26 protein-coding genes are annotated in these 24,436 nt (G+C 71.1%); 10 read left to right on the plus strand and 16 right to left on the minus strand.

Annotation, left to right across the window (positions count from 1 at the left end; translation table 11 throughout):
- Positions 1 to 4 precede the first annotated feature (4 nt).
- The 4 genes from AMK25_RS00935 to AMK25_RS00950 all read right to left on the minus strand — a co-directional run bounded on the left by AMK25_RS00935 (position 5) and on the right by AMK25_RS00950 (position 4,798).
- Positions 5 to 775, minus strand: a complete 771-nt coding sequence (locus tag AMK25_RS00935) for an isoprenyl transferase (RefSeq protein WP_073825033.1) — start codon at positions 773 to 775, stop codon at positions 5 to 7.
- A 31-nt stretch (positions 776 to 806) separates the two neighbouring features.
- Entirely contained in the window at positions 807 to 1,994 is a 1,188-nt protein-coding gene (locus AMK25_RS00940) for a geranylgeranyl reductase family protein (RefSeq protein ID WP_443189894.1), read from the minus strand.
- Between the two features lie 64 nt (positions 1,995 to 2,058).
- Positions 2,059 to 2,916, minus strand: a complete 858-nt coding sequence (locus AMK25_RS00945; protein ID WP_073825040.1) for a hypothetical protein — start codon at positions 2,914 to 2,916, stop codon at positions 2,059 to 2,061.
- 40 nt (positions 2,917 to 2,956) lie between these two features.
- Positions 2,957 to 4,798, minus strand: coding sequence for a phosphoenolpyruvate carboxykinase (GTP) (locus AMK25_RS00950; RefSeq protein WP_030501263.1), 1,842 nt, complete (start codon positions 4,796 to 4,798; stop codon positions 2,957 to 2,959).
- A 491-nt stretch (positions 4,799 to 5,289) separates the two neighbouring features.
- Between AMK25_RS00950 and AMK25_RS00955 the strand changes: the two genes are divergently transcribed.
- A complete protein-coding gene (locus AMK25_RS00955; protein WP_036343057.1) occupies positions 5,290 to 5,826 on the plus strand; it encodes a GtrA family protein in 537 nt (178 codons plus the stop codon).
- Between the two features lie 62 nt (positions 5,827 to 5,888).
- The gene (locus AMK25_RS00960) at positions 5,889 to 6,581 is read left to right on the plus strand and encodes a GtrA family protein (RefSeq protein ID WP_073825044.1); all 693 of its coding nucleotides are present in this window, start codon (positions 5,889 to 5,891) and stop codon (positions 6,579 to 6,581) included.
- A 59-nt stretch (positions 6,582 to 6,640) separates the two neighbouring features.
- On the opposite strand, the gene AMK25_RS00965 is transcribed toward AMK25_RS00960, so the two are convergent.
- On the minus strand, positions 6,641 to 7,210 hold the full coding sequence (locus AMK25_RS00965) for a PH domain-containing protein (protein ID WP_073825048.1): 570 nt from the start codon (positions 7,208 to 7,210) through the stop codon (positions 6,641 to 6,643).
- A 142-nt stretch (positions 7,211 to 7,352) separates the two neighbouring features.
- Positions 7,353 to 8,225: a biotin--[acetyl-CoA-carboxylase] ligase gene (locus AMK25_RS00970; RefSeq protein ID WP_073825051.1), complete on the minus strand. Its 873-nt coding sequence runs from the start codon at positions 8,223 to 8,225 to the stop codon at positions 7,353 to 7,355.
- A gap of 72 nt (positions 8,226 to 8,297) precedes the next feature.
- Here AMK25_RS00970 and AMK25_RS00975 point away from each other — a divergent pair, with 72 nt between their 5' ends.
- Positions 8,298 to 9,881, plus strand: coding sequence for an acyl-CoA carboxylase subunit beta (locus AMK25_RS00975; RefSeq protein WP_073825055.1), 1,584 nt, complete (start codon positions 8,298 to 8,300; stop codon positions 9,879 to 9,881).
- 43 nt (positions 9,882 to 9,924) lie between these two features.
- On the opposite strand, the gene AMK25_RS00980 is transcribed toward AMK25_RS00975, so the two are convergent.
- The 4 genes from AMK25_RS00980 to AMK25_RS00995 all read right to left on the minus strand — a co-directional run bounded on the left by AMK25_RS00980 (position 9,925) and on the right by AMK25_RS00995 (position 13,148).
- Positions 9,925 to 10,800 carry a hypothetical protein gene (locus tag AMK25_RS00980; RefSeq protein WP_073825058.1) on the minus strand — a complete coding sequence of 292 codons (876 nt, stop codon included), beginning with the start codon at positions 10,798 to 10,800 and terminating at the stop codon, positions 9,925 to 9,927.
- Complete coding sequence (locus AMK25_RS00985; protein ID WP_073825061.1) at positions 10,793 to 11,296, minus strand: SigE family RNA polymerase sigma factor; 504 nt, start codon at positions 11,294 to 11,296, stop codon at positions 10,793 to 10,795. The genes AMK25_RS00980 and AMK25_RS00985 overlap by 8 nt, the downstream gene beginning before the upstream one ends.
- Positions 11,297 to 11,355: 59 nt before the next feature.
- On the minus strand, positions 11,356 to 12,339 hold the full coding sequence (locus AMK25_RS00990; RefSeq protein WP_073825064.1) for a ketopantoate reductase family protein: 984 nt from the start codon (positions 12,337 to 12,339) through the stop codon (positions 11,356 to 11,358).
- A gap of 65 nt (positions 12,340 to 12,404) precedes the next feature.
- Entirely contained in the window at positions 12,405 to 13,148 is a 744-nt protein-coding gene (locus AMK25_RS00995) for a M50 family metallopeptidase (protein WP_073825067.1), read from the minus strand.
- Positions 13,149 to 13,247: 99 nt separating this feature from the next.
- Between AMK25_RS00995 and AMK25_RS01000 the strand changes: the two genes are divergently transcribed.
- The gene (locus AMK25_RS01000; protein WP_241826206.1) at positions 13,248 to 13,808 is read left to right on the plus strand and encodes a Uma2 family endonuclease; all 561 of its coding nucleotides are present in this window, start codon (positions 13,248 to 13,250) and stop codon (positions 13,806 to 13,808) included.
- Between the two features lie 129 nt (positions 13,809 to 13,937).
- The gene (locus AMK25_RS01005) at positions 13,938 to 14,690 is read left to right on the plus strand and encodes a GH25 family lysozyme (protein ID WP_073825074.1); all 753 of its coding nucleotides are present in this window, start codon (positions 13,938 to 13,940) and stop codon (positions 14,688 to 14,690) included.
- Positions 14,691 to 14,756: 66 nt separating this feature from the next.
- Here the strand turns inward: AMK25_RS01005 and AMK25_RS01010 are convergent, their stop codons facing one another.
- Complete coding sequence (locus AMK25_RS01010; RefSeq protein WP_073825077.1) at positions 14,757 to 14,969, minus strand: hypothetical protein; 213 nt, start codon at positions 14,967 to 14,969, stop codon at positions 14,757 to 14,759.
- Between the two features lie 88 nt (positions 14,970 to 15,057).
- A complete protein-coding gene (locus AMK25_RS01015; RefSeq protein ID WP_073825081.1) occupies positions 15,058 to 17,043 on the minus strand; it encodes a serine/threonine-protein kinase in 1,986 nt (661 codons plus the stop codon).
- 91 nt (positions 17,044 to 17,134) lie between these two features.
- Between AMK25_RS01015 and AMK25_RS01020 the strand changes: the two genes are divergently transcribed.
- On the plus strand, positions 17,135 to 17,347 hold the full coding sequence (locus AMK25_RS01020; protein ID WP_073825084.1) for an acyl-CoA carboxylase subunit epsilon: 213 nt from the start codon (positions 17,135 to 17,137) through the stop codon (positions 17,345 to 17,347).
- Between the two features lie 100 nt (positions 17,348 to 17,447).
- Positions 17,448 to 17,900, plus strand: a complete 453-nt coding sequence (locus tag AMK25_RS01025) for a hypothetical protein (protein WP_073825088.1) — start codon at positions 17,448 to 17,450, stop codon at positions 17,898 to 17,900.
- Between the two features lie 292 nt (positions 17,901 to 18,192).
- Here AMK25_RS01025 and AMK25_RS33025 read toward each other — a convergent pair whose 3' ends face one another.
- Positions 18,193 to 18,363 carry a hypothetical protein gene (locus AMK25_RS33025; RefSeq protein WP_198937419.1) on the minus strand — a complete coding sequence of 57 codons (171 nt, stop codon included), beginning with the start codon at positions 18,361 to 18,363 and terminating at the stop codon, positions 18,193 to 18,195.
- Positions 18,364 to 19,272: 909 nt separating this feature from the next.
- Here AMK25_RS33025 and mycP point away from each other — a divergent pair.
- The 3 genes from mycP to AMK25_RS01045 are packed head-to-tail and all read left to right on the plus strand — an operon-like array spanning position 19,273 to position 21,733.
- Positions 19,273 to 20,403 (plus strand): type VII secretion-associated serine protease mycosin, encoded by a 1,131-nt coding sequence (gene mycP / locus AMK25_RS01035; protein ID WP_073827016.1) that lies wholly within the window; start codon positions 19,273 to 19,275, stop codon positions 20,401 to 20,403.
- Positions 20,404 to 20,413: 10 nt separating this feature from the next.
- A complete protein-coding gene (locus AMK25_RS01040) occupies positions 20,414 to 21,070 on the plus strand; it encodes a Maf family protein (protein WP_073825095.1) in 657 nt (218 codons plus the stop codon).
- A 9-nt stretch (positions 21,071 to 21,079) separates the two neighbouring features.
- Positions 21,080 to 21,733: an O-methyltransferase gene (locus AMK25_RS01045; protein WP_073825098.1), complete on the plus strand. Its 654-nt coding sequence runs from the start codon at positions 21,080 to 21,082 to the stop codon at positions 21,731 to 21,733.
- A 127-nt stretch (positions 21,734 to 21,860) separates the two neighbouring features.
- Here AMK25_RS01045 and AMK25_RS01050 read toward each other — a convergent pair whose 3' ends face one another.
- From AMK25_RS01050 to AMK25_RS01060, 3 genes are all read right to left on the minus strand, one after another.
- Positions 21,861 to 22,616 carry an ABC transporter permease gene (locus AMK25_RS01050; protein ID WP_073825101.1) on the minus strand — a complete coding sequence of 252 codons (756 nt, stop codon included), beginning with the start codon at positions 22,614 to 22,616 and terminating at the stop codon, positions 21,861 to 21,863.
- 17 nt (positions 22,617 to 22,633) lie between these two features.
- The gene (locus AMK25_RS01055) at positions 22,634 to 23,593 is read right to left on the minus strand and encodes an ATP-binding cassette domain-containing protein (protein WP_073825106.1); all 960 of its coding nucleotides are present in this window, start codon (positions 23,591 to 23,593) and stop codon (positions 22,634 to 22,636) included.
- Positions 23,594 to 23,720: 127 nt separating this feature from the next.
- Positions 23,721 to 24,311 (minus strand): PadR family transcriptional regulator, encoded by a 591-nt coding sequence (locus tag AMK25_RS01060; protein WP_030501242.1) that lies wholly within the window; start codon positions 24,309 to 24,311, stop codon positions 23,721 to 23,723.
- Between the last annotated feature and the right edge of the window lie 125 nt (positions 24,312 to 24,436).

Genomic DNA, 24,436 nt, shown 5'->3' on the forward strand with positions numbered 1-24,436 from the left:
GGGGTCAGGTGCCGAAACGGCGCTGGCGGGTGGCGTAGGAGCGCAGGGCGCGGAGGAAGTCGACCTTGCGGAAGTCGGGCCAGTTCAGCTCGCAGAAGTAAAACTCCGAGTGCGCGCTCTGCCAGAGCATGAAGCCGGAGAGCCGCTGCTCGCCACTGGTCCGGATGATCAGATCCGGGTCCGGCAGCCCCTTGGTGTAGAGGTGCTCGGAGATGTGGTCGACGTCGAGCGAGGTGGCCAGCTCCTCGAGCGTGCCGCCGTTCGCGGCGTGCTCCACCAGCAGCGAGCGGACCGCGTCGGCGATCTCGCGCCGCCCGCCGTACCCGACCGCGATGTTGACCTGAGCCCCGCCGTCGCGGTTCCGGGTGCGCTCCTCGGCGGCCTTGAGCGCGGCGGCGTGCTGCGCCGGCAACACGTCGAGCGCGCCGACCATCCGCAGCCGCCAGGGGTTGCCCTCCTCGGCCAGCTCGGTGGTGAGGTCCTCGATGATCTGGAGCAGCGGGTCCAGCTCGGCGGCCGGACGGGAGAGGTTGTCGGTGGAGAGCAGCCACAGCGTGACGTGCCCGACGCCGGCCGCGTCGCACCAGCGGAGCAGCTCCTTGATCCGCTCGGCGCCCATCCGGTGGCCGTCGTTCGGGTCGACGAAGCCCATCTCCCGGGCCCATCTGCGGTTGCCGTCGCACATCACGCCGACGTGTGCGGGTACGGGCTTGCCCGCGAGCTTCGCCGTCAGCCGGCGCTCGTACACGGAGTAGAGGAGTTTCCGCAGAGTCATCACCTTGCAGGGTAGCGACCCGTGAGAAAGATCAGTGTCTCGGTGGCGTATCAGCCGACGGCGAGCCGCTCCGGCGTGGTCGCGGCACGTCAGCGGCGATCGCCGCGAGCGTGCGGACGTCCAGCCGGCCGTCGCCGAGCCCCAGCTCCACCACCGTGCGGTAGACCCGCTCGTCGCGTCCGGCCGCGCCGACCACCGCGTCGACCACCCAGCGACGCCGGGCCAGCCAGGCCGCCGCCGAGCTGTGCCGCAGATGGGTGCCGAGCCGGGCGCGCAGCGCAGCCGCGTACCCGGAGGCGGCCCCGGCCGGATTGCCGGCCGCCGCCGCGCCGGCCAGCGCTCCCGAACGCAGCGCGTAGAAGATGCCCTCGCCGGTGAACGGGTTGATCAGCGACAGCGCGTCCCCGGCCAGCACCACCCGGCCCCGCCCGGGCGCCGGCCGGTGGGTGGACAGCGGCAGGTGGTGCGCGCGCAGGTCGGTCACCGTGGCCGGGTCGACGCCGGGCAGCAGCGCGGCCGTCCGGGCCAGCAGGTGCGCGCGGGTCAGCGGCTCGCCGCGCAGCACCTCCCCGTACCCGACGTTCGCGCGACCGTCGCCGATCGGAAAGGCCCAGGCGTACGCGGGCCAGCGCGCCGCCGAGGTCACGATGAGCTGTTCGGGCGGCCCGGGCGGGGCCGGCGCGTAGCCCCGGATGGCGAGCGCCAGGTGCCGGTCCGGGTTGACCGGGTGTCCGAGCGCGCGCCGCACCACCGATCCGGCGCCGTCCGCGCCCACCAGCGCCCGCGCGGACAGCTCACCGTCGAGCACCACCCGGTCGGGGGCGATCTCCACCCGGCGTACGGTGTGCCGCCGCAGCTCCGCGCCGGCCGCCACCGCCGCCGCGACCAGGCGTGCGTCGAACACCAGGCGGGGCACCGTGTACGCGGGCCGGGGCAGCGTCCGGGCGACAGTGCCGCCACCGGGCGCGACCAGGCGCAGCGCGGGCAGGGGCGGGTAGCCGTCGACGGCTCCGGTCACGCCCAGTTCGGCGAGGACGTCGAGCGCGTGCGCGGCGATGCCGTCACCGCACGCCTTGTCCCGGGGGAAGTCGTACCGGTCCAGCAGCAGCACCCGCGCCGCCCCGGCCCGCCGCGCACCGAGCGCGGCGGCCGCTCCCGCCGGCCCCGCCCCGACCACCACGACGTCCCACACCCCCTCATCCTGCCCCGCCGCCCCCACCCCGGGGCGACGATCATGAGGTTGACGGCATCAACGAAGATCGAAATCGCCGCCAACTTCATGATCAACGGGGTGGAGGCGGGGTGCGGGTGGCGCGGTAGAGGGACCAGAGGCAGAGGGCTGCCGCCGTGACCAGCGGGGCGCCGTCGCGGATCAGGCCGTCGACGCCGAGCAGCCACCAGCACAGGGGCAGGTCGAACGCGAGGACGCCGAGCGTGACCGCGACCAGGGCCTTCCGCGCCCAGGCCCGGTCGCGCAGCAGGAACGCGGTGCAGAACAGCACGGCGTAGCTGACCGCGATGCCGCCGCCGAACCACAGGACCAGAGCCGGTACGGCGGCGAGCTGCCCGTCCAGCACGGCGCCGGTCGCCACGAGCGCCGGCACCAGCATCAGCGGGCTGTAGGTGAACGCCGCGACCCGGGCGGTGAGCAGCCAGCCGTTCGCCTGCGGGCGCTTCGGCGTCATCTCCCGCCAGGCGATCGTCCCGCCCTCGACGACCAGGCCCTTGCGGTGCCGGACCAGGTGCGCGCGGATCGCCTCGGAACGGTAGAGCAGCACCACCACGGCGACGCAGAGCGCGGTGAGCACGGCAAACCCGATCAGGCCGGGCAGCGCGGGCACCCCTTGCCGGGGCACGATCAGCCGCCCGACCGCGAAGATCGTGGTCACCGCCAGGATCAGCCCGAACGGCCGGGCGCTCACCCGGCCCTTGTTCACCTGCCCGATCAGCAGCAGGAAGCCGAGCGATCGGAGCATCGCCCAGCCGGTGCGTACGGCCAGACCGAACTCCTGCTCCGGGGCGTACCAGTAATTGAGCAGCTCGACCACGACGGTGGCCGCCGCGGTCACGGCGAGCAGCGTGGTCAGCGCCCGGACGGCGGACGGCCGCCGGACCTCGACAGGTTCAGCGGCCGTCCTCATGGCATCCGATGGTGCCCGCAGCGGGCAACCGGCACACCTGTTACTTCTGCGGCTCCGCGTCGAGGCGGGCGCGCAGCGCGTCCAGCTCGGCCCAGAGCACGCCGGGGAGCTTGTCCCCGAACTTCTCGAACCACTCGGTGACCAGCGGCAGCTCGTTGCGCCACTCGTCCGCGTCGACCTTCAGCGCGATCCGGACGTCCTCCGGGGTCATGTCCAGACCCTCGACGTCGAGCGCGTCCTGCGCCGGGACCATGCCGATCGGGGTCTCCACCGCCTCGGCCCGGCCCTCCAGCCGCTCGATGACCCACTTGAGCACGCGGGAGTTCTCGCCGAAGCCCGGCCAGAGGAAGTTGCCCTCGGCGTCCTTGCGGAACCAGTTGACGTAGTAGATCTTGGGCAGCTTCGCCTCGTCGCCGTCGGCGCCCTTGCCCATCTCGATCCAGTGCCGGAAGTAGTCGCCGGCGTTGTAGCCGATGAACGGCAGCATGGCCATCGGGTCGCGGCGCACCACGCCGACCGCGCCGGAGGCGGCGGCGGTGGTCTCCGAGGAGAGCGTGGCGCCCATGTAGACGCCGTGCACCCAGTCGCGGGCCTCGGTGACCAGCGGGATGGTGTCCCGGCGACGGCCGCCGAACAGGATCGCGTCGATCGGCACGCCGTTCGGGTCGTAGTAGTCGTCGGCCAGGATCGGGCACTGGGTGATCGGGGTGCAGAAGCGGCTGTTCGCGTGCGAGGAGAGGTTCTCGCTCTCCGGCGTCCAGTCGTTGCCCTTCCAGTCGATCAAGTGCGCCGGCGGCTCACCCATGCCCTCCCACCAGATGTCGCCGTCGTCGGTCAGCGCCACGTTGGTGAAGATGGAGTTGCCCCGGTCCAGCGTCCGCATGGCGTTGGCGTTGGTCTTCCAGTCGGTGCCGGGGGCGACACCGAACAGGCCGTACTCCGGGTTGATCGCGTAGAGGCGGCCGTCCTGGCCGAACCGCATCCAGGCGATGTCGTCGCCGATGGTCTCGACCTTCCAGCCCGGGATGGTCGGCTCCAGCATGGCGAGGTTGGTCTTGCCGCAGGCGGACGGGAAGGCGCCGGCGATGTGGTAGACCTTGCCCTCCGGCGAGGTGATCTTGAGGATCAGCATGTGCTCGGCCAGCCAGCCCTCATCGCGCCCCATCACGCTGGCGATACGCAGCGAGTAGCACTTCTTGCCGAGCAGCGAGTTGCCGCCGTAGCCGGAGCCGAAGGACCAGATCTCCCGGGTCTCCGGGAAGTGGGAGATGTACTTCGTCTCGTTGCAGGGCCAGGCCACGTCCTGCTGCCCCGGGGCGAGCGGGGCGCCGATCGAGTGCAGCGCGTGCACGAAGTCGGCGTCGTCGCCCATCGCCTCCAGGATCGCCGACCCCATCCGCGTCATGATCCGCATCGAGGCGACCACGTACGGGCTGTCGGTGATCTCCACGCCGAACATGGGGTTCTCGGCCTCGATGGGGCCCATGCAGAACGGGATGACGTACATGGTGCGCCCGCGCATGCTGCCGCGGTACAGCTCCGTCATCGTCCGCTTCATCTCGGCCGGCGCCATCCAGTTGTTGGTGGGGCCGGCGTCCGCCTCGTCGACGGAGCAGATGAAGGTGCGCTCCTCCACCCGGGCGACGTCCGTGGGGTCGGTACGCGCGTAGAACGAGTTGGGCTTCTTCTCGGGATTCAGACGGATGAGGGTGCCGTTCTCGACGAGCTCGTCGGTGAGGCGGCGCCACTCCTCATCAGACCCGTCCACCCAGACCACGCGGTCGGGGGTGGTCAGTTCCGCGACCTCACGTACCCAGGCCAGCAGCTTGGGGTGGGATGTCGGGGCCTGATCGATACCCCGAACAGCAGCCGGAGCAACCATGTCACTTCTCCTTGTGGTCGACGCTGACCGATCTATGGGGTGCACGAGTTCTGGCGGGCAAGTACGCCGCCTCGTGGAAACCTGGGATTGGGCTCAGCGTAAACCGGACTGCCTCGCCAGTCAGTGGGACTGGTTGTGAAGAACTGCACAAGGTACGGCCACGCTGCGGCTTCACGATCTGATACCCGCTTTCGCGCGCAGTTTCACGCAAATCCTGCGGTGAACCTTCGACGGCCTGGTCCGTCACCGGAGCGACCGCGACGCCCGATCGCGGGGAAGCGTACGAACATGTCGTGAAAGACGATTCCGTGATGGGCTCCACAGATTCACACAGCGGGTTACCCTCTGCTCACGGACATCGAGAACGGGCGACAGATCCCCGACCCGGGCGGCCCGGCCGCGAGGGCCACGACGAAGCCGTCGTGGCCGACTCGCCGTTGCGGTCCGCCCGCGTACCCGACAACCGGTACTCTCGGCGGGTGGCCGCGACGATGACCGGGGACCAACCGGGGGCTCCGCAGACCCGTCGGGGTCCGATCGGAGCACTACTCGACCGTTTCGGTCACCTGATCCACGAGTTGAGCAAGTTCGCCACCGTCGGCGGCTTCGCCTTCGTGGTCGACTTCGTCCTCTTCAACTTCCTGTCCAGCGGCCGGGACATGCCGCCGCTCGCCGCGAAGACCATCTCCACGGTGATCGCCGCGACCGTCGCCTTCCTCGGCAACCGGTTCTGGACGTGGCGGCACCGGCAGCGCTCCAACCCGGCCCGGGAGTACGCGCTCTTCTTCTTCTTCAACGCGGTCGGCCTCGGTATCGCGGTGGCCTGTCTCGCGGTCAGCCACTACGGGCTGGGGGCGGTCTGGCCCGCGGTGTTCCAGACCCCGCTGGCCGACAACATCGCCAGCTTCATCGTCGGCACCGGTCTCGGGACGCTCTTCCGGTTCTGGTCGTACCGACGGTTCGTCTTCGTCGACGCGGGAACACCACCAGTTCCGGCAACGAGCCACGACCGAGAGTCCGGGGCGTGACGAACCGCCCATCCCGACCCGCCGGGCCGAGCCGGCCCAGCCCACTGCCTAAGGTGTTCCGCATGCCTGGAGTCCGTCTGCTGCCCGAGCGCTGGCAGAAGTTCATCCACGAGGCGCTCAAATTCGGCGTCGTCGGCGGCATCAACACCGTCATCAATTACGCGGTGTTCAATGCCCTGGCACTCACGGTTTTCCGGGACGGCCAGCTGAAAGCGACAGTGATCGCGACGATTGTCGCCACGATCACGTCGTATCTGATGAATCGTCACTGGACGTACCGGGATCGGCCGAAATCGGCACTCCGGCGGGAATACGTCCTGTTCTTCCTTTTCAACGGCGCCGGCCTCGTCATCGAACTCGGCGTCCTTGCCCTGGCCAAGTACGGCCTCGGCGTACACGGGCTGCTGGCGCTGAACGTCGCCAAGACCATCGGTGTCCTGCTGGCCACGCTGTTCCGCTTCTGGTCCTACCGCACGTTCGTCTTCCAGCCGGTGCCCAAGCACGCCGAGGAGACCTGGCACTCGGTGCCGCGTGACGAGTGGGACAACGTCGCCGAGATGGACCCGGTGGCCGAGCTGGCCGAGTCGGTGAGCGAGCTGGAGGAGGAGGAACCTCCCCCGGGCGCCGGGCGACCCGACTACGCGCCACCCCGGGGCCGTCCGGCACCGGCCGACGCCGGGCTCGGCGGCGCGCTCGGCGCCGACCTGGACGCCGAACTCGCCGCCGAACTCCAGCCCCGCCGCGCGCGACGCTGACCGACGGAAAGGCCGGCACCCCCGGGAAGGGGGTGCCGGCCTTTCCGTCGGCGGCGCGGTCAGGGCTGGTCGCGCAGGGACCTGCCCTCGGTCATGTCGGCGAGGATCTCGCGCATCTCGCCGTCGCCCAGGCTGTGCTTGTCGTGGTGCGCCTCGACCAGCTCGTACAGCTTCGTCTGCACCTTGTCCACGCCCGGCACGTCGTGCAGCACCGACTGGCCGCGCTCACCCGCCGACTCGATGGTCAGCGTGCCGCAGCCGAGCAGCCGCTCCACGAAGCGCTGGTTCATGGCGTGGTCGTTGATCCGGGTCAGCGGCAGGTCCCGCCGGTTGCGCGACAGCACCCCCTGCTGGAGCAGTACGCGCTCGTTCGTGAACAGGTAGTGCGTGGTGCGCCAGACCAGAAACGGCCACAGGCCCAGCCACAGCACCAGCGCCAGGGCGACCACGGCGATCGCGTAGAGCGCGATGGTGCCGCCGCTGCCGTCGGGCAGCAGGAGCCAGCCGGCGACGACCGCCGCGACGGCGAGCACGAGCACCAGGACCGGCCGGATCAGGGCCTTCCAGTGCGGGTGCAGGTGCAACACGACGTGCTCGTCCTCGGTGAGCACGTCTTCGGGGAACGCCACGGGGGAACCTCCTCGCAGAACAGGACGCGCTGACCGTAACCGGTCGGCGCACCCGGTCGGCATCGGCCGCGCGGGCGGCTGCCCGTGGTTGTTAAGAGGGGGCCCTTCCTCTACCGGAGGCGTTAAGAGGGGGCCCTTCCTTTCACCGCAGGTGCAGCACGTCGCCCGCGGCGAGCCGCAGCGTCCCGGCGTCCGTCTCGACCAGGAGCTGCCCGTCGGCGTCCACCCCGGTGGCGGTGCCGTGCGCCTCGCTGCCGTCGGGCAGCAACACCCGCACCTGCCGGCCGATGGTGGCGCACCCGGCCAGGTACGCCTCGCGCAGCCCGCTGGCCTCCGCGTCACCTCCGGCGTCCCGCCAGCGCTCGTACCAGTCGGCGAGCGAGCGCAGCAGCGCCCGCAGCAGCGGATCCCGGTCGGTGGCGGTGGCGCCGGCGAGCTGGAGCGACGTGGCGGGCAACCCGGTCGGGTTCTCCGGCAGCTCGTCGGCGCGCAGCGTCACGTTCAGCCCCACACCGATGACGATCCCGGGCGGCCTGTCGTTCTCGCCCGGCACCGCCTCGGCCAGCACGCCGGCGCACTTCGCGCCGTCCACCAGCAGGTCGTTGGGCCACTTCAGCCGCGCGTCCAGCTCGGCCAGCAGGCGTACCGCCTCGACCAGCGCGACACCCGCCAGCAGCGGCAGCCAGCCGTACCCGGTGACCGGCACCGGCGCCCAGCCGCGCTCGGCGTCCGCCTCGCCGGGCCGCAGCAGCACGCTCGTGGCGAGACCGGCGCGCGGCGGCGACTGCCAGACACGGCCCCGCCGGCCCCGGCCGGAGGTCTGCCGCTCGGCTACCACCACCAGGCCCTCCGGCTCGCCGGCCCGCGCCGCGGCCACCGCGTCCGCGTTCGTCGAGCCGGTCTCGGCCAGCAGCTCCAACCGGCGCCAGGGCCCGTTCGGCGCGACCAGCGCGCGCCGCAGCCGGGCCGCGGAGAGCGGCGGTCGGTCCAGATCCGTGTACGGCGAGCCGGGCATCACGCCAGCCTACGGCCCGGATGAGGCGTACTGCACAGCCTCAGACACCTGAACCATCGTTATATTCCACGGGTGACTACCGAGACCGGGTTCAACATCCACACGACCGCCGGCAAGCTGGCGGACCTGGAGCGACGGCTCGACGAGGCGGTGCACGCCGGGTCGGCACGCGCGGTCGAGAAGCAGCACGCGCGGGGCAAGAAGACCGCCCGCGAGCGGATCGAGATGCTGCTCGACGAGGGATCGTTCGTCGAGCTGGACGAGTTCGCCCGGCACCGCTCGACCAACTTCGGGCTGGAGAAGACCCGCCCGTACGGGGACGGCGTGGTGACCGGCTACGGCACCGTGGACGGCCGGCAGGTCTGCGTCTTCTCGCAGGACTTCACCGTCTTCGGCGGCTCCCTCGGCGAGGTCTTCGGCGAGAAGATCGTCAAGCTGATGGACCTCGCCATGAAGATCGGCTGCCCGGTCGTCGGCATCAACGACTCCGGCGGCGCGCGGATCCAGGAGGGCGTCACGTCCCTCGGGCTCTACGGCGAGATCTTCTTCCGCAACGTGCGGGCCAGCGGCGTCATCCCGCAGATCTCGCTGATCATGGGCCCGTGCGCGGGTGGGGCGGTCTACTCCCCGGCGGTCACCGACTTCACCGTCATGGTCGACCAGACCTCGCACATGTTCATCACCGGCCCCGACGTGATCAAGACGGTCACCGGCGAGGACGTCGGCATGGAGGAGCTGGGTGGCGCCCGCACCCACAACACCCGCAGCGGCAACGCGCACTACCTCGGCACCGACGAGGAGGACGCGATCGAGTACGTCAAGGCGCTGCTGTCGTACCTGCCGTCGAACAACCTGGACGAGCCGCCGGTCTTCGACGCCCCCGCGATCCTCGACGTCACCGAGGACGACCGGGAGCTGGACACGCTGATCCCGGACTCGGCCAACCAGCCGTACGACATGCACCGGGTCATCGAGCACGTGCTCGACGACGGCGAGTTCCTCGAGGTGCAGCCGCTGTACGCGCAGAACATCGTGGTCGGTTTCGGTCGCGTGGAGGGCCGCCCGGTGGGCGTGGTGGCGAACCAGCCGATGCAGTTCGCCGGCACGCTCGACATCGCCGCGTCGGAGAAGGCGGCCCGGTTCGTGCGCACCTGCGACGCGTTCAACGTCCCAGTGCTCACCTTCGTGGACGTGCCTGGCTTCCTGCCCGGCACCGGCCAGGAGTGGGACGGCATCATCCGGCGCGGCGCGAAGCTCATCTACGCGTACGCCGAGGCCACCGTCCCGAAGGTCACAGTCATCACCCGCAAGGCGTACGGCGGCGCGTACGACGTGATGGGCTCGAAGCACCTGGGCGCGGACCTGAACTTCGCCTGGCCGACCGCGCAGATCGCGGTGATGGGCGCGCAGGGCGCGGTCAACATCCTCTACCGCTCGGACCTGGCGAACGCCGAGGACCCGGCCGCCGTCCGGGCCGAGAAGATCGCCGAGTACGAGGACACGCTCGCCAACCCGTACATCGCCGCCGAGCGCGGCTACGTGGACGGCGTGATCCCGCCGCACGAGACGCGCGTGCAGATCGTGCGGGCGCTGCGGGTGCTGCGGACGAAGCGCGAGACGCTGCCGCCGAAGAAGCACGGCAACATCCCGCTGTGAGTCGATCCGGTGCCCCCGCCGTGGCGCGGCGGGGGCACCGGCGTCAGCAACCCGGGTTCGCGGCGACGCACATCCGTTCGGCGGCGACCCGGGCCAGCTGCCGCACCTGTCCCTCGGTCACCTCGGCGCCCGGCACGTCGGTCCGCAGCCGGCCGGACGGGATCAGCACCGTCACCAGGTCGCCCACCCGTACGACCAGCCGGTCGTCGCCCGACATCGGGTATCCGGGCGGCCGGCCCGTCGTCTCGTCCGGCGGCACGGTGACCTCGTGCCGCAGCAGCAGCGCCTGGTCTCCGGCGAAGCCGCTCGCCGCGACGTACCAGCGGTGCACGACCTCGGCGCCGGTCATCCCCCGCTCGGTGTAGACCTGACCCGTCGTCCGCCACGCGCCGCAGGCCGCGACAGTGTCCTCCAGGTCGTCGACGAACCGTCCGGCCGCTCCGGACCGCATCCGGTAGACGTCCTGGGTGAGGACCGTTCCGACGGTGGTCGCGGGCTCGGTCGGCGGTTCCATCAGGGTCTGCGACCGCGAGTAGCGCGAGCGCGGCTCCTCGGCCGGCAGCCCCTGCTTCCCGGCGCAGACCTGGAGGAGGTCGTCGACCCGGACCGGCTCGTCGACGCCGGTCTCGCTGAGCCGCTCGCCGGTCCGGACCGGGATGTCGGCCGGTTCCAGCATCGCCTCGGCCACGATCTCCGCCTGCCCGTCGTAGCCTCCGGCGGCCGGTGACGGCGGCGGCGCGCCGACCCGGTTCACCAGCGTCGCGGCCAGCGCCGCGACGACCACCACCGAGGCCGCGGCGAGCGCGGCGGAGCGCCGGCTGCGCCGCCGGGCGGCGGCCCGGATCGTCTCCGGATCCGGCCAGGTGACGTGCCGCAGGTCCCGGTGCAGCAACTCCACGAGCGCGACGTCGTCAGGCATCTGCCGCCTCCTCTTCCAGGTCCACCACGGCGAGCAACTCGGCGAGGGCGGTCCGCCCCCGGGACAGCCGGGCCTTGACGGTGCCGACCGGGGCCTCGGTCTCCCGGGCCACCTCGGCGACCGGCATGCCGAGCAGGTAGTGCAGCGCGATCGCGGTGCGCTGAGCCTCGGGCAGCCGGCGCAGCGCGGCGACCACCTCCAGCGTCTCGGTGCTCGGCGCCGGCACGTCCGCCACCACGCCGTGCCGCAGGTAGGCGCGGGCCCGGCTGCGCAGGCTGCGCCAGCGGCTCACCGCGATCCGGCTCGCCACCACCCGCACCCATGCCTCCGGGTCGTCGTACCCGCGCACTGTGGACCACCGCTGCCAGGCCCGGATGTACGCCTCCTGCACGGCGTCCTGCGCCTCGGCCAGGTCGCCGGTGAGCACGTAGACGAAGCCGAGCAGCCGCTGTCGGCTGCCGCGGTAGAACTCGTCGAATCCGTCGCTGTCGGGCACCTGCCACCTCCCCGTGTTCGTGAGGGGACACGCCTGGCGGCGCGGCGCGGGTTGCCCGCTCAGCCGACCAATTTCTCCAGCTCGCCGAGCGGGAAGCCGCCGGCCGGAATCCGGTCGCGGACCGCCCGGCGTACCGCGGTCTGCACCGCCGCGTTGGCCGGGGTTGGCACGCCGTGCAGGCGCCCGAGCAGCACGATCTCGCCGTTGAGGTGGTCGGTCTCGACCGAGCCCGCACCACGGGCCAGGCTCTGCCAGGTGGAGCCGCCGGAGCGCTCCTCGCCGCCCACTGGCCGGTGCGACACCCGGTCACCGCGTTCGGCGGCCTCCTCCTCGACTGTGGTGTGCGCGATGCCGGCGGCGGCGAGCGCCGCCTCGCCCTCGGCGCGTACCCGCTTCGACAGGGCTTCGGGCACGTCCCGGCCGAGCAGCGCCTGGAGGCCGTTGCCGAGGTTCGCGAGCAGCTTGCCGTACTTCCAGCGCATCACGTCGTCGCGGACCGGCGCGACGAACCCGGCGGCGGTCAGGTCGGCGGCGACCGCCCGGCTGGTGTCGTCGGCGCCGCTCGGGTAGCGGCCGATGTGCAGCATGCCCGGGTGCGGATGCCCGTTGGCGACCACCAGGCCCGGCTCCAGGTGGGTTGCGGGCAGCCAGACGCAGACCGGATGTACGCGGGCGAAGCGCCGCAGCGCGGCCGGCTCGTTCGCCACGCCGTTCTGGGCGAGCACGACCGGCAGCCGTTCGCCGGCCGTTCCGCCGCCCTCGACCGGGGCGTCCGCCCACGCCGTCAGCGCCGCCACGGTGTCCTGCGACTTCACCGTGAGCACCAGCACGGTGTCCGCAGGCAGCGGCGGGCCGTCCGGCCCGGCCACCGCCGGCAGCCAGCTGGTGACCTCACGCTCCGGCGTCCGCAGCGTGAGCCCTCGCTCCCGCAGCGCGTCCAGATGCGCGCCGCGCGCCACGAGCGTCACGTCGTGGCCGGCGTCGGCCAGGAGTACGCCGATGGTGCCGCCGACCGCGCCCGCTCCGATGATCACGTATCGCACGGATCCGATTCTGCCCCGCCTTGGCGGTGGCCGCCCCCGGACGGGACGTGGCGCGCGGACCGCCGTCAGCCGATCAGGCCGGCATCGGTGAGGATCGGACCGGCGAGCAGCAGCGCGCCGACCACCAGCGCCCCCACACTGACCAGCAGGAACACGCCCACCCAGAACAGCGCCGGGAACGGCGTGAGCCGGGCGAGCTGATCCGCGTCGGACTGTGGCATCCGGCCCCGGGCGCGTTGCCGGTGCAGCTCGAACACCGGCCGTACGCCGCCGAGCAGCAGGAACCAGACCGACGTCCAGGCGAACGCGGCCTGCACCTCGGGCGAGGTGTACCAGGAGACGGCGAGCACCACCCCGCCGGTGACCAGCAGCGAGAGCACGCCGAACAGGTTGCGGATCATCACCAGCATGGCCAGCAGCAGCGCCACCGCCAGCCACAGCAGCAGCGTTATCCGGTTACCGGCCAGCAGCCACGCGCCGCCGAGACCGAGCAGCGACGGCGCGACATACCCGGCGAGCAGCGTGAGGATCATCCCCGGCCCGGTGGGGCGGCCGGCGGAGAGCGTCAGCCCGGAGGTGTCCGAGTGCAGCCGGATGCCGTGCAGCCGGCGGCCGGTGAGCAGCGCGACGAGCGCGTGGCCGCCCTCGTGCGCGATGGTCACAGCGTTACGGGCGATCCGCCACGGCAGGCGGGTGACGACCACGGCGAGCGCGACCACGGCGGTGAGCACCACCAGCAGCGGCGGCGGGTCCGGCTGGGCGCTCATCAGCGTTTCCCAGAGCGTGGTGAGGCCGTCGATCAGGGGCATGGGCGGGGAGCCTACCGGCCCGAGCCGTGTCGCTCGACCGGGCGAGTCTCATAGAGTGTGAGACTGATCGGACGAGGCGCCGGAGCGGAGGTGAGGTCGGTGAGCGCAGCTCCCTTGGAGCCCTACAGCTCGCACGTCGGTCCGTGGACCGAGGCCGACTACCTCGCGTTGGGCGACAGCCACGACCGCATCGAACTGCTCGACGGGAGCCTGATCGTGAGCCCTGCCCCGAGCAAGAGGCACCAACTGGTGTCCTGGAACCTCGTGGACAGCCTGCGTCGGGCCGCCCGACCGCTCGGGCTGCTGGTGTTCGAGGCGGTGAACGTCCGGCTCGGCGTCGACCGCATGGTCATCCCCGACGTCGTCGTCGCGGACACGGACGACGAAGGCATCGTGATCGACGCGGGCGAGGTGCGACTGATCTGCGAGATCGTCTCGCCCGGCAATGCCGCTGCCGACCGGGTGTTGAAGATGCAGTTCTACGCCATTGCCCGGATTCCCTGGTACCTGCTTGTCGAGCAGGACGGAGACGCCCACTCGCTGCGGCTGCACCGGCTCGACGGCGCGCACTACGTCGAGGACGCGGTGGCCAAGGCGGGCGAGACGCTGAGTGTCACCGAGCCGTTCCGCTGGGCGATGGACCCGAGCGCGCTCCGCTGATCCGCAATCGACGCGCCACCTGGGCGAACGATGGCCGTCGATGAAAATTTCTTTGCTCCCTATTGCGATCTAGGGCATTAAGCTCCAAAGATGGGCGTCAATAGACGGACGCCCATCTGGAGGCAAACCATGGCCCGTACCAGACTCTCCGTACGCCGGCTCCTCGCTGCCGGCCTGGCCGCCGCCGCCACCGCGGCCGTGGCCCTCGTGGCGACCGCCGGACCGGCCGCCGCCGCGACCACGCCCGGGATCGACGTCTCCCGTTACCAGGGCAGCATCAACTGGACCAGCGTGCGCAACGCGGGCATCCAGTTCGCCTTCATCAAGGCCACCGAGGGCACGAGCTACAAGGACCCGAACTTCAACGCGAACTACGTCAACGCGTACAACGCCGGGGTGATCCGCGGGGCCTACCACTTCGCCCGGCCGAACATCTCCGCCGGCTCCACCCAGGCCAACTACCTGGCCAGCAACGGCGGCGCCTGGTCGGCCGACAGCCGTACGCTGCCCGCCGCGCTGGACCTGGAGGGCAACCCGTACAGCGGCGGCTACTGCTACGGCCTGAGCACCACCGGCATGCGCAACTGGGTCCAGGACTTCCTCAACACCTACCGCTCCCGCACCGGCCGGTACGCGGTCATCTACACCACGACGAGCTGGTGGAACCAGTGCACCGGCAGCTGGAGCGGCCCGTGGGGCAACCACCCGCTGTGGATCGCCCGCTGGGCCAGCTCGCCCGGCACCCTGCCGGCCGGAGCTCCGTTCTACAGCTTCTGGCAGTACACGAGCACCGGCTCCGTCTCCGGGATCAGCGGCAACGTCGACCGCAACTACTGGAACGGTGACCGCAGCCGGCTGATCGCCCTGGCCAACAACACCTGACCCACCGGCTTACGACAGTGGGACCGCCTCCTTGCGAGGCGGTCCCACTGTCGCGTCGTACGTGGCTCAGGCTCTGCGGCGCGCGGAGGCGGGCACGGGCACCGGCGTCCGGCGCATCCAGCGCCACACCGCCACGCCCGCGATCGTGAGGGTCAGCACACCGAGGACCGCGACCGGCGCGGACAGGCCGGCGGCGATCAGCAGCAGCACGACGTCGCCGAGCGCAACGAGCATCCACAGTGCCAGCCTCGGGCCGGTGTCCCTGCGTCGGTAACCCATGTCGCACCTCCTTCCGTCGTCGAAGGGACTCATACCCCCGACGACGGAAAGCCATGCGAGCGAGTTTCGTAACCGGCGGGATTCCCGGTCAGTTCTTGCGGTCCGGCACGAAGCCCTTGGTGATGATCTCCCAGTTCGCCAGGTTGGCGTCCCAGTCCTTCGCGGGCACCTCCCAGCGCAGCGCGAAGCCCCGGTTGCTGGCGGTCGCCACACCACGGTTGCGCACATGGAAGCGGGTGTCGCCGTTGCGCGTCTCCAGCCAGTCCCAGTCGGCACAGGTGCGGAAGTAGGGGTCGCACTTGGTGATGCCGACCAGCTTGTAGCCCCGGACGCGGGAAGCGCGGTACGGCTCCTGGCCCTTCCAGTCGGCGTACGCGTCGGGCTTCGGGTTCGGCGTCCACTGGATGAACAGCACCCGCCGGCTGCCGCCGACCTCGTAGAGCACGACGTTGTCGCCGCCGACCCGGGCCTGGAAGTTCTCCGGGATCGGCACCTTGAAGCCGTTCGGGCCGGTGTAGAGGCGCCAGCCGGCCGGCAACGCGGCCCCGGACGCCGACGGGCTGGCCGACGGCGTGGGGCTGGCCGACGCGCTCGTCGCCGGAGCACTCGGCGACGAACTCTCGCTCGGCGCGGCCGGCGGCGCAGCCGACGCCGAGGTGCCGGCCGTCGGCTCACCGCCGTCGCCCTCGTCACCGTTGTTGAGCAGCGGCACGGCCACCACCAGGCCGACCAGCAGCAGCAGGACCAGCGCGCCGATCAGCAGGTTGCGGCGGTTGGGCGCGGACTTCTCGACCGGCAGCACGGTGGCCCGGCCGGTCGACGGCGCCTCCTGCACCGGAGCCGGGCTGACCGGCGCGGAGCCGGTCACGGCCGGGCTGACCGGCGCCGGGGTGTCGGTGACGGGCTCGCCGTCGAGCCGCGTCTCGTCCAGCGCCGGGTCGACGCCGTCGACAGGGGCCTCGTCGTCCACCCGGGTCTCGTCGGTCGACGGCGCCGGGTCGAGCTTGGTGGTCGGATCGGCGACCGGGGGCGTCACCTTCGCGGTGGGACCGGCGTCCGTAGTGGGCGCCGGCACCTTCGCCGTCGGGTCGACGGTCGCTGCCGTACCCCCGGTGGCGGCCCCGGAGACCGAGGTCGCCGCGCGTTCGGCCTGCTCGGCCGGGCGCGGCGCCGGCACCAGCGGCGGGCGCGGCACGCGCGGGCCGTTCGGCCCGGGCCGGCGTACGCCGTCCAGCAGCGAGATGCCCTTGGCCCGGCGACCGGCGGCCTTGCGCAGCATGCGTTCCGCGACCTCGGCGGTGATCCGCTCGTCCGGGTCCTTGCGCAGCAGGCCCTGGAGCACCGGCTTGAGCGGCCCGGCGTTGCGCGGCGGCGGCATCGGCTCGGTGGCGAGCGCCGCGAGCGTGGCGATGGCCGACGGGCGCGCGTACGGCGACTTGCCCTCGACCGCCGCGTAGAGCGTGGCGCCCAGGGACCAGAGGTCGGCCTCCGGCCCGGCCGTGCCGTCGCGGGCGCGCTCCGGTGAGATGTACGCGGGCGAGCCGAGCACCATGCCGGTGCGCGTCACGTTCGGGTCGCCGGGGATCGTGGCCAGGCCGAAGTCGGTGAGCACCACCCGGCCGTCCTCACCGAGCAACACGTTGCCCGGCTTGACGTCGCGGTGCATGATGCCGGCCTTGTGCGCGGCCTTCAGCGCGTTCAGCACGCCGAGGCCGATCTCGACCGCCTTGGCCGCTGAGACCGGACCGTCCTCGGCGATGGTGTCCTGCAACGACTTCGAGGCGACGTACTCCATGACGATCCACGGATCGCCGTCGGTACGCAGCACGTCGAAGATGCGGACCACGTTGACGTTGTTGAGGCGGGCGATCGCCCGCGCCTCACGCAGCGAGCGCTCGCGCATCTCGCGGCGCTCCTCCGGGGTGAGACCGGGCGGCGGGACCAGTTCCTTGATGGCCACGTCCCGGTGCAGCACCTCGTCCCGCGCCTTCCAGACGCGGCCCATGCCGCCCTGACCGAGCGGCGTGAGAAGCCGGTACCGGTCGGCGACGAGTTGGGGGAGCGCGTTCGACATCGCAGAAACCGTACCCGGACGCCCGGACGCTCACACCGTCGGCACGCCACTGTATGGCGAAGGTCGAATTCGCGACGCGTACTCTTGGGTCATGTCTGCCGAGGAGCCGCTGTTCCGGATCGTCCGTGGCGTGCCCACCGCCGAGGAGCTGGCCGCTCTGGTCGGCGCGATCATGGTGCGCACCCGCCCGACCCAGGCCGCCGCGCCGGCCCCCGTGTCGCAGTGGGCGCGCAGCGCACGTCCCGCCCTCGCCCGCCCGGTGGCCGGCGTCGGCGCGTGGCGGGCCTCCGGCCTGCCCCGCTGACGTCTGCTTTCACCCGCGGCGCCGGGCGGGGCTGCCAGGATCCACGTTGAGCCACTAACCTCACTCAGGGAAACCGTGTGGTGACGGGCAGGAGGCTCCGATGATCCCGGAGGACAACCAGCCAGCCGGCTGGCTGCGCGGCTACGGCGGCATCGAGGCCGACATCCGGCAGATGCGGGAGTTCGCCGATCGACTCCAGGACGAGGTGACGCGCAACTACTCGCCGCATCTGTCCTACATCGCCGACGACATGAAGGCCCCGGTACCCAACCCGGCCGACGCCTTCATCGAGCTGGTCCATTTCCTCCAGGCCCACCACGACACGCAGACCGCAGCGGTCAGCGCCGTGTGGGACCTGGCGCCCGCCACCGGCCGGCTCGCCGACGCCGCCGGCCGGATCGCCACCCACTACGGCGACGCCGACGCGTTCTCCTCCGCCCGGGTCACCGACGTCGAACGGGCGCTCGCCGGGCCGTCGAGCACCGTCGCCCGCCCGCTGCCGCCACTCGCCGACCCCACCGCCCCCGAACAGAGCCGGGTGATCCTGCCGTGATCGAACGGGGCAGCGGACGCACCTCTGGGCTGACCGACTGGCGGCTGATGGACGTCCTCAGCATGTGGGCATGCGTGCAGGACCAGGACACCACCGGCCAGTGGAAGCAGGTCGCCGGGTGGCGCAAGGTCTGCGACCTCGCGCTGACCCACCTGAGCCGGCTGCGGGAATACCGGCGCGGCCTCGCCGAGGCATGGCCGCCCGAGACCAACGCCGCCGCGCGGGCGTACATCGCCGAACTCGACCAGCTCATCGACCGCGTGCAGCGCACCCACGACGCCGCCGCCGCGAACTACGACGCGCTCGCCGCCGCCACCCGCGCCATCGGCAGCGCGCGGGCCGAGCTGCAACCGCTGCGCGAGGAGTACGAGAAGAAGCTGCGGCAGAAGCGGGCGTACGAGGCGACGATCGCCGACCCGAAGGCGGTGGCTGGTAGCCGGTTGCCGGAACGGCCCCCGGTCACGGACGACGACCTGGAGCAGTTGAACGTACGGGCGCGCGGGTTGATGACGGGGTTGAGCGGCGAACTCCAGCACGCCCAGGTCATGCTTCAGCGTCCGCCCGCGCCCAAAAAATGGCCCGGCCGTGATGACGGGGCAGCACTGCCGAACGAAGCTCCAACAATGCCTGCCATTCCGCCCGTAATCCCTACTCCGCTTGTGACGCCAGTCAAGAGCAACCCGGCACCCGGACCGAATGTCAGCAGGCTTGGCCCCATCATGCCAAGTTCCCCGGGAATTGGGCCAGTGCTCGGGGGAGCCCCAACTGGCATCGTGCCGACACCACAGGGTTCCGGCTTGGCTCCGGCCCCCACGCCCACCCATCCCGCACCCCCTCCAGGGCTGGGCGGCCCACCCTTAATTCCAGGGCCGCCAGGCTCAATGGCCCGTGCGTCTCAACCGCCGCCAATTAACGAGTCGCTGCCCTCAGGGAAGACAGGCGCAAATAGCGGAGATGGCATCCGTCGCGCCCTGCCACCTCCCACGAACTACCCAGGCGGGCTGATCGGCGGAGTTCCGGGTTCGGGCCAGGCAGCCTCATCGATGCCGCAGCGTCGAATCAACCCGGTGGGCGGTGTAATCGGCGGGGGCGGAGCCGGAACAGCGCCGACTGGTGCCGCTGGGTCGCGCCCTGGATCAGGGAAATTCTCGACGCCGGAGGGATTTAACGGCGCCGCTCCTCTTGGCGGTGCCCCTGGCCTTGGACCCAGTCGCACATCCGCCAGGCAACACGGCGAAGACCGCGAACCTTCATGGGATCCGGACCACCCCTGGGTCACCAAGAAGGGAGTACCTCCTGTCGTAATTCCACCGGAGGACGAGGGGCCGATTAACCCCGGTCCTGCCATCGGATTCGATAGGTGAAGGAGACCCTGAGCCGAGTACTAGCATATTCGGCAATTGTCGGCTTTGCCTTCCCCGCACTCACCTCAGCCGGGCCGGGAACACCTTTCCATCTCACCGCCGTTGGGCAGCCAAAGCCGCAATGGCATCTAGATTATCTCCGGACATCCGAGGCGCATTCCCTGTCCAAAGGTTCTGGGACGGTAATTGCCGTGGTGGATACGGGCGTCGCACCCCACCCCGACCTTCAGCAGAATCTTCTAACCGGCATAGACCTAACGGCCGACCACTCGCCTAACGGTCGGAGGGATTCGGATGGTCACGGGACAGCAATGGCCGGGCTCATCGCCGCGAACGGCGGACCATCCAACAGAGGCGCTGCCGGTGTCGCCCCAGACGCCGAAGTCTTGCCCGTGCGGGCAAAGATTAAGAACTCGGAAGGTGACGTCGCCGACTTGGTCAGGGGCATTGAGTTTGCAGTTTCAGCAGGTGCCGATGTCATAAGCATTTCTGCTGCGGCTCCGGCAGCCGCCGAAGTCCAGAGGGCAATCAGGCTTGCACAGCAAGCAGACATCGTGGTCGTGGCGTCGGCAGGCAACACCACAGGTTCAACCAGCGTGGAGTATCCGGCCCGCGAGCCCGGTGTAATCGCTGTCGGTGGGGTTGATCGGCAAGGACATCATGCTGACATCTCGGTTGCCGGGCCGGAAATTGATGTCGTAGCGCCGGCCGTCGACATTTACAGCACCGGCCTCAACGCGGGTTACCGAGTCGGCACCGGCACGTCGGATGCCACCGCGATCGTTGCCGGCGCGGCTGCCCTGATCCGCTCCAAGTACCCCAACCTCCCCGCGCAGGAAGTCGCCCACCGGCTGACCGCGACCGCCGTCGACAAGGGACCACCCGGCCGCGACGACCAGTACGGCTACGGCGTCATCGACCTGGTAGCGGCGCTCACCGCCGACGTCCCCCCACTCGGCTTCGAGTCCTCGAACGTCACGCCACCGGCATCGGCGGAGGCAGCCCCGGAAAAGGGCGACGACAGCGCGACCGTACGCGGGCTCGCCACCCTGGGTGTGCTGGTGGCGGCGGGCGGCGGGTACCTGTTCTGGCGTCGGCGCCGACGTGCCGACGACCCGCCGCCGAGGGTCAGCCGGTAGCGTCGGCGGGGTGTCGACCTCCGTACCGGTGCGCCTTGTGCTCGCCTCGCAGTCTCCCGCCCGCCGCAAGTTGCTCCAGGCCGCCGGGATCGAGCCCGACGTGCTGGTCAGCGGCGTGGACGAGTCGCAGGTGGTCAGCGAGCGCGCCGAGGATCTGTGCCTGGAGTTGGCCCGGCTGAAGGCGCAGGCCGTACGCGATCGGCTGCGGCCGTCGCCGGACGAGCGCACTCTGGTGCTCGGCTGTGACTCGGTGCTGGCCTTCGACGGCGAGATCCTGGGCAAGCCGGACGACGCGGCGGACGCCACCCGGCGCTGGCAGCGGATGCGCGGGCGCAGTGGCGTCCTGCACACCGGGCACAGTTTGATCGACGTGACGCACGAGTCGCAGGCGGAGGCGGTCGCGTCGACGACCGTGCATTTCGCCGACATCAGCGACGAGGAGATCGCCGCGTACGTGGCGACGGGCGAGCCGCTGGCGGTGGCCGGCGCGTTCACCATCGACGGGCTGGGCGGCGCGTTCCTGACCGGGATCGAGGGTGATCCGGGCACGGTGGTGGGATTGTCACTGCCGCTGCTGCGCCGGCTGCTCGGCGAGGTGGAGCTGAGCATCGTCGACCTGTGGACGAAGGTCGCGCCGGGGGGCCAGGAAATCGAGCATCTCGGCTAACGTCCGGACATGACCACAAAGCCGCTGCCGCTCACGCCGGAACTGCATGACTATCTGGTGGCCCATGGGTCCGCGCCGGACGAGATCGTCCGGGAGCTGGCCGAGGAGACCCGGGCGGCCCTGCCTGCCGAGGCGGTCATGCAGGTCGCGCCCGAACAGGCCGCCTTCCTGACGTTCCTGACCCGGCTGCTCGGCGTACGGCAGGCGGTGGAGGTAGGCACCTTCACCGGCCTCTCCTCACTGGCGATCGCCCGCGGGCTGGCCGAGGGCGGGCGGCTGACCTGCTTCGACATCTCCGAGGAGTACACGGGTGTGGCCCGGCGCTACTGGGAGCGCGCCGGTGTGCAGGACCGGATCGAGCTGCGCATCGGCCCCGCCGCGGAGACGCTGCGCGAGCTGCCCCGCGAGCGCTACCTGGACTTCGCGTTCATCGACGCCGACAAGGTCGGCTACCCGATTTACTGGGACGAACTGGTGCCCCGCATGCGTCCCGGCGCGGTGATCGCTGTCGACAACACGCTGCGCGACGGCCGGGTGCTGGCCCCGCGCAACGCCGACGACCGGGCCATCGCCGCGTTCAACGACGCGGTGATCGCGGACGTCCGAGTCGAGGCGGTCATGCTGCCGATCGCCGACGGCGTCACGCTCGCCCGGGTGCTCTGAGCCGGCCGAACACAACTTCGGCGAGGTGGCGGTATCCCTTAGCGCCGGATGCCGCCACCTCGCCGAAGTGGAGTCGATCAAGCCGGGCAGGCCGGGCAAGCCGCGCGGACCGCGCCGGGCCCCCCGGTCAGCGGACGCTGCGGGCGAACTGGCGGGCGGCCCAGAACACCCCGGCGGCGGCGAGCACCGCGATGATGCCGAGGCCCTGCCAGACCCGGTCGTTGCCGAGGTCGCCGTTGAACAGCGCGCGCGTGCCCTCGACCGCCCAGGAGAACGGGTTCCACTTGGCCACACCCTGGAGCCAGCCCGGCGCGAAGGTGAGCGGCAGCAGGATGCCGGAGAGCAGCAGCACCGGCTGCGCGACGGTGTTCATGAGCGGGGCGAGCGCGTCCTCGCTCTTGACCTTGAGCGCGATGCCGTAGGAGACGGCCGAGGTCATCAGCGCGATGAGGGCGAGCATCAGGTACGCCAGGAGCAGGTTGCCGATGAAGACGCGCAGGTCGAACGCGAGCGCCAGCAGCGTGATGATGACTGCCTGCACGATGAGCGAGACCACGTCGCGCAGTGACCGGCCGAGCAGCAGCGCGAGCCGGCTGACCGGGGTGACCCGGGAACGCTCGATCACGCCGGCGCGCAGCTCGGCGATCAGGCCGAAGCCCTGGAACAGGCCGCCGAAGATGGCGAGCAGCACCAGCAGGCCGGGCACGAAGATCTTGTAAGCGGCGGCCTGCGTCGGGGCGTTCAGCGCGGGCTTGAGCAGCGGGGCGAACAGGAGCAGGTACATCACCGGCTGGAAGACGCCGACGAAGATCCACACCGGGTTGCGCAGCAGCAGTTGCGTCTGGCGCTGGAAGATCAGCCAGGTGTCGCGGGCGAGTTTCATGACAGCTTCTCCGGGGGTCAGGACTCGCGCAGCGAGCGGCCGGTCTTGGTGAGGAAGACGTCGTCGAGGCTGGGCCGGTGCAGCTCGATCGAGCGCAGGTCCAGCCCGGCGTGGTCGAGGCGGCGCAGCACCTGCGGGATGGCGGTGGCGCCCTCGTCGACGTAGAGGCGCAGGCCGCCCTCGTCGACGGTCTCCAGCTTGCTCACGTACGCCTCGGTGTCGAGCAGTTCGGCGGCGCGCGGGGTGCTCGGGGCGTCCAGGCCGACGATCACCACCTCGCCGGAGATCTCCCGCTTCAGCTCGGCCGGCGTGCCCTCGGCGACGATCTCGCCGTGGTCCATGATCGCGATGCGGTCGCAGAGCGCGTCCGCCTCGTCCAGGTAGTGCGTGGTGATGAAGACGGTCATCCCCTCGGTGCGCAGCCGGCGGATCTCGTCCCACATGTGCGCGCGGCTCTGCGGGTCGAGACCGGTGGTCGGCTCGTCCAGGAAGACGATCTTCGGCTCGTGGATGATGCCGAGCGCGATCTCGACCCGCCGGCGCTGGCCGCCGGAGTAGGTCTTGCACTTGCGGTCGGCGTACTCGGTGAGTTGGAAGGCGTCGAGCGCGCGGGCGGCCCGCCGGTTCGCCTCGGCCTTGCCGATGCCGTAGAGGCGCGCCTGGAGCACCAGTTCCTCGCGGGCGGTCGACTCGTCCCAGGTGCTGCCGCCCTGGGCCACGTACCCGATCCGGCGGCGCACCTCGGCCGGGTCCTTGCGCAGGTCGGCGCCGGCCACAGTGGCCTGGCCGCCGTCCGGCTCGATGAGGGTGGCGAGCATCCGCAGCGTGGTGGTCTTGCCGGCGCCGTTGGGCCCGAGGAAGCCGAAGATCTCCCCCTCGGCGACGTCGAGGTTGACGCCGCGGACCGCGTCCACGGTCTTCGTCTCGCGACCCTCGCGGGAGCGGTACGACTTCCGCAACCCCCTGGTCTCGATCATTTCTGCTCCTGGTCGTCCGGGCGGACCTGACCGGCCGCCGATCGTCCGCGAGGACGCACGAATCCCCCGCGATTCCTGCCGAGGCTAACGCGATATAGCTTTTCTAGTCAACGTTGATTATGTCGTGTCATCGCGAGCCGTCAGTCCAGCCCGACCAGCCCTCGGCCCGCTCCATCCCATCGGGCAGGTACGACACTCCCGACTCGATCCGCTCCGCGATCCGCTCGCACCACGCCGTCTCCGCCTCGGCCCGCGCCAGCCACAGCTCGAACATCCACCCGACGTGCACCGGCTTGCGGTTGCGCACCCAGTCCGAGTCGAGCGAGGCGCGCATCGACTCGACCCCGGCGCGAAGCAGGTTCGCCCGGTTGCGCAGCGCCGCCGCGGCCTCCTCGCGCGGCATCGCCGGCAGGAAGGAGAACGCCGCCACGAACGGGTCCGGCGGCTCCTGGACCTGCCACCACTGCGCCCGCAGCAGCGTCTCGAACTCGTCCTCCCCCTTCGCCGTCACCTCGTACGTGGTGCGGGCCGGACGGGCGCCCACCTGCTCGACCGACACCGTCCGCAGCAGGCCCTCGTCGGTGAGTTTGCGCAGCGCGTGGTAGATCGAGCCGGGCTGGACGTTGGCCCACTTGTCCGCGCTCCAGCTCAGCAGCTCGCGGCGCACGTCGTAGCCGTGCACCGGCTGCATCCACCGGACCAGGCCCAGAATCATCATCCTCGTTGCCGACACCGGACAAGCGTAATAGGCAAATTTGACTACAGTGCCGCATCCCACACTGAGCGATCGTTAGGCTCCGCAGGTCGGCCGCTAAACTCCCGGCAACGACCTCCCGGGAGGAG

The sequence above is a fragment of the Micromonospora sp. TSRI0369 genome (assembly GCF_001905625.1).
In the GTDB taxonomy this organism is placed as follows: Bacteria; Actinomycetota; Actinomycetes; order Mycobacteriales; family Micromonosporaceae; genus Micromonospora; species Micromonospora echinospora_A.

Excerpts from the sequence above, each read along its gene's own strand:
- AMK25_RS00935 (WP_073825033.1), bottom strand. The coding sequence starts at position 775 with ATGACTCTGCGGAAACTCCTCTACTCCGTGTACGAGCGCCGGCTGACG.
- AMK25_RS00945 (WP_073825040.1), bottom strand. The coding sequence starts at position 2,916 with ATGAGGACGGCCGCTGAACCTGTCGAGGTCCGGCGGCCGTCCGCCGTC.
- AMK25_RS00950 (WP_030501263.1), bottom strand. The coding sequence starts at position 4,798 with ATGGTTGCTCCGGCTGCTGTTCGGGGTATCGATCAGGCCCCGACATCC.
- AMK25_RS00955 (WP_036343057.1), top strand. The coding sequence starts at position 5,290 with ATGACCGGGGACCAACCGGGGGCTCCGCAGACCCGTCGGGGTCCGATC.
- AMK25_RS00960 (WP_073825044.1), top strand. The coding sequence starts at position 5,889 with ATGCCTGGAGTCCGTCTGCTGCCCGAGCGCTGGCAGAAGTTCATCCAC.
- AMK25_RS00970 (WP_073825051.1), bottom strand. The coding sequence starts at position 8,225 with ATGCCCGGCTCGCCGTACACGGATCTGGACCGACCGCCGCTCTCCGCG.
- AMK25_RS00980 (WP_073825058.1), bottom strand. The coding sequence starts at position 10,800 with ATGCCTGACGACGTCGCGCTCGTGGAGTTGCTGCACCGGGACCTGCGG.
- AMK25_RS00995 (WP_073825067.1), bottom strand. The coding sequence starts at position 13,148 with ATGCCCCTGATCGACGGCCTCACCACGCTCTGGGAAACGCTGATGAGC.
- AMK25_RS01005 (WP_073825074.1), top strand. The coding sequence starts at position 13,938 with ATGGCCCGTACCAGACTCTCCGTACGCCGGCTCCTCGCTGCCGGCCTG.
- AMK25_RS01010 (WP_073825077.1), bottom strand. The coding sequence starts at position 14,969 with ATGGGTTACCGACGCAGGGACACCGGCCCGAGGCTGGCACTGTGGATG.
- AMK25_RS01015 (WP_073825081.1), bottom strand. The coding sequence starts at position 17,043 with ATGTCGAACGCGCTCCCCCAACTCGTCGCCGACCGGTACCGGCTTCTC.
- AMK25_RS01020 (WP_073825084.1), top strand. The coding sequence starts at position 17,135 with ATGTCTGCCGAGGAGCCGCTGTTCCGGATCGTCCGTGGCGTGCCCACC.
- AMK25_RS01025 (WP_073825088.1), top strand. The coding sequence starts at position 17,448 with ATGATCCCGGAGGACAACCAGCCAGCCGGCTGGCTGCGCGGCTACGGC.
- AMK25_RS01045 (WP_073825098.1), top strand. The coding sequence starts at position 21,080 with ATGACCACAAAGCCGCTGCCGCTCACGCCGGAACTGCATGACTATCTG.
- AMK25_RS01050 (WP_073825101.1), bottom strand. The coding sequence starts at position 22,616 with ATGAAACTCGCCCGCGACACCTGGCTGATCTTCCAGCGCCAGACGCAA.
- AMK25_RS01055 (WP_073825106.1), bottom strand. The coding sequence starts at position 23,593 with ATGATCGAGACCAGGGGGTTGCGGAAGTCGTACCGCTCCCGCGAGGGT.
- AMK25_RS01060 (WP_030501242.1), bottom strand. The coding sequence starts at position 24,311 with ATGATGATTCTGGGCCTGGTCCGGTGGATGCAGCCGGTGCACGGCTAC.